The sequence below is a fragment of the Streptomyces sparsus genome, from assembly GCF_054776295.1.
This window is the reverse complement of record NZ_BAAHCA010000623.1, coordinates 1-2,951: the sequence shown is the minus strand read 5'-3', so window position 1 is coordinate 2,951 and position 2,951 is coordinate 1. Positions and strand designations below refer to the sequence as shown.

Annotated in this window: 2 protein-coding genes and 1 pseudogene; 2 read left to right on the top strand and 1 reads right to left on the bottom strand. The window is 73.7% G+C overall.

The window, feature by feature from the left end; translation table 11 throughout:
- Positions 1-886, top strand: a pseudogene (locus ACYVE9_RS21220) (SARP family transcriptional regulator); the annotation flags it as partial.
- 40 nt (positions 887-926) lie between these two features.
- Here the strand turns inward: ACYVE9_RS21220 and ACYVE9_RS21215 are convergent.
- On the bottom strand, positions 927-1,640 hold the full coding sequence (locus ACYVE9_RS21215; protein ID WP_461029481.1) for a hypothetical protein: 714 nt from the start codon (positions 1,638-1,640) through the stop codon (positions 927-929).
- Between the two features lie 233 nt (positions 1,641-1,873).
- Between ACYVE9_RS21215 and ACYVE9_RS21210 the strand changes: the two genes are divergently transcribed.
- The gene (locus tag ACYVE9_RS21210; protein ID WP_461029480.1) at positions 1,874-2,857 is read left to right on the top strand and encodes an aldo/keto reductase; all 984 of its coding nucleotides are present in this window, start codon (positions 1,874-1,876) and stop codon (positions 2,855-2,857) included.
- Positions 2,858-2,951: the final 94 nt, after the last annotated feature.

Here is a 2,951-nt window from a genome sequence, read left to right as displayed (position 1 = left end):
CGCACTCCACGCCGCGCGCCGGGCGGAGCACATCGCGCGCCGCCTCGACGACCCGGCGCTGCTCGCCTTCGCGCTCAACGGCCTCTACATGCAGACCTTCCACCGCGCGGGACTCGCCCCCCGACGCGACACGATCGGCGCCGAACTCGTCGAACTGTCGGCCCGGCACGGCCTCGTCACCTACGAGGTGCTCGGCCATCTCGTGCGGCTCCAGGCCCGCAGCGCGCTCGCCGACTTCACCGCCGCGGACCGGCACGCCGCAGCCGCCGACCGCCTCGCCGAACGCAACGAACTCCCCCTCGTAAGGGTGTTCACGAGGTGGTACGCCGCGCTCCGCCTTGCCGCGACCGGCAGCCCGCCGGACACCGGGGAGGCCACCGGCAACAGGACCTCAGCCCGGGCGCAGGCGGCCGCACGTTCCGGGGTACCGACACCGCCGGACGCCGAGTCGGCGTACCGGAGCGCCGCCGCCGCGCTCTCCGACGCCGGCATGCCCGGCCTGGAGGGCGGGCTGCTCCCGCTGGCGCTGCTGAGCCTGCGCATCCGGGACGGCCGACCTCTCCAGGCGGAGAAGGGCACCGACTGGGGGCCGTACCGGCCGTGGGTGCTCCCGCTGCTCCTCGTGGCCGAAGGGCGGCACGGTGAGGCCGCGGCGGCCCTGCGCACGCTCCCGGACCCGCCCCGCGACCTGCTGCTCGAGGCGATGTGGTGCCTGGCAGCTCAGGCCGCCCTCGCGGTCGGGGACCCGGTGACGATGCGACGCGCCCACCAGGCGCTCACGCCCGCTGTCGGGGAACTGGCCGGCGCGGGAAGCGGCATGCTCACTCTCGGGCCGGTGTCCGACCACGTCGACGCCCTCGCCGCAGCGCTGCGCCACGCTCCCTGAACGCCCGGCGCATGGAGATCCCCGGCACGCCGCCGGCAGGTCAGTCCGCTCGCACGTGGTCGACCTTCCGGTGGAAGCGCATGCCGGCCAGGCCGCCGAGGACCGCGCCGAGAAGGCTGATCACCGCGACGGCGAGCAGTGCGATGATGCCGCCGAGCGTCAGGTCCCCCTCGTTCACGGGCAGCCGCGGCAGGGCGTCCAGCCGGGCGAAGATGTCGTACTCGTTGCCGGCCACGGCGCCGAGAACGGCCACCACGACGGCGATGACCAGCGCCCACAGCCAGACCATCAGCCCTTGCACGGCACCGCTGAAGCGGGCCATGCGCCCGGCGACGTAACCGCCGCAGTAGTAGGCGACGAACAGCACGAGGACCAGTGCGATGCCGCCGACGATGCCGATGGTCTCCGGCTGGTCCGCCGCCCGGTCGGCGGCCCGCTCCACATCGGCGCCCGTCGCCAGCCCGATCGCCGCGCCCACGGCGCCGAGCAGCGCGACGAGCAGCACGGCCATGCCGGTGGCCGTCAGCCAGCCGAAGAAGGCCGCGCCGATCTTCGCGCCGCCGTACTCCTCCTTCTCGCGTTCGGCCAGCCGTCCCCGGCCCCGCCCGTGCCGCGACCGTTCGTGCCTGCCGTCCCCCGCGTGATGGCGGTCGGCGCCGCGGTGCCCCGCGTCGCGGCCGTCGTCCTCGTAGTCGTCGTCCCGGTAGTCCTCCGGATACCTGTCCGAGGAACCCCTGCCGAACCTGGCGTTCATGGGAAACACCTCCACAGTCGACGCACGTGCCGGGGAGCCGTCGTGTCGCACGGAGCCGGTCACCGGCTCCCGGGGGCGGGACGAGCACCTCCGCCCGCGATCCGCCGGCGCGAAGGTACTTCGCCAGGCAAGTGCCCTGGCCGACTCCCGTCAAACCGGTCGCAAACGGGCATGTCGTCAGTGCTTGCCGCCTGCTCGTGGGCTCCGGCGGTCAGGACCGTAGGATCGGGCGCATGGAGCAACGAGTACTGGGTCGGACCGGACGTGAGGTCTCCGTCGTGGGGCTGGGCACGTGGCAGCTGGGGGCGGACTGGGGTCGGGTCCGCGAGACGGACGCCCTGGAGGTGCTCGACGCGGCGGTCGAGGCCGGCGTCACCTTCTTCGACACCGCCGACGTGTACGGGAACGGGCGCAGCGAGCAGGTGATCGGCCGGTACCTGGCCGCCCGTCCGGACGCGGAGGTCTTCGTCGCGACGAAGATGGGCCGCCGAGTCGAGCAGTCGCCGGAGAACTACCACCTGGACAACTTCCGGGCCTGGACCGACCGCTCCCGGACGAACCTCGGAGTGGACACGCTCGACCTGGTGCAGCTGCACTGCCCGCCCACCCCGGTGTACTCCTCCGACGCCGTCTTCGACGCCCTGGACACCCTGGTGGCGGAGAAGCGGGTGGCCGCCTACGCGGTGAGCGTGGAGACCTGCGCCGAAGCGCTGGCCGCGATCGCCCGGCCGGGAACGGCCAGCGTGCAGATCATCCTCAACCCGTTCCGCCTCAAGCCGCTGGAGCAGGTGCTGCCCGCGGCCGCGCAGGCGGGCGTGGGCGTCATCGCCCGCGTGCCACTCGCCTCGGGGCTGCTGTCCGGTGCCTACACCCGGGACACCGTGTTCGCGCCCGACGACCACCGGACGTACAACCGCGGCGGTGAGATGTTCGACCAGGGGGAGACCTTCTCGGGTGTCGACTTCGAAACGGGCCTCGACGCGGCGGCCGAGTTCGCCGGGCTCGCGCCCGAGGGTGCCACGCCCGCTCAGACGGCCCTGCGGTGGATCGTGCAGCAGCCGGGTGTGACCTCGGTGATTCCGGGTGCGCGCTCACCCCGCCAGGCCACCGCGAACGCGCAGGCCGCCGCGCTTCCGCCGCTGCCCGCGTCGACGCTGGACGCGGTGCGCGAACTGTACGACCGGCGGATCCGCCCCCAGGTCCACACTCGCTGGTAATCAGCGCCTGCCCTCCCCGGGGCCGACCTTCCGGGCCCGCTCTCCGTCTTCGCCCGACTGTGCCTGACGGCAACGGCCCGGCGTCCCACCCACG

Bases quoted from the DNA above. Each gene is read 5' to 3' on its own strand.
- ACYVE9_RS21210 (WP_461029480.1), top strand. From the start codon at position 1,874: ATGGAGCAACGAGTACTGGGTCGGACCGGACGTGAGGTCTCCGTCGTG.
- ACYVE9_RS21215 (WP_461029481.1), bottom strand. From the start codon at position 1,640: ATGAACGCCAGGTTCGGCAGGGGTTCCTCGGACAGGTATCCGGAGGAC.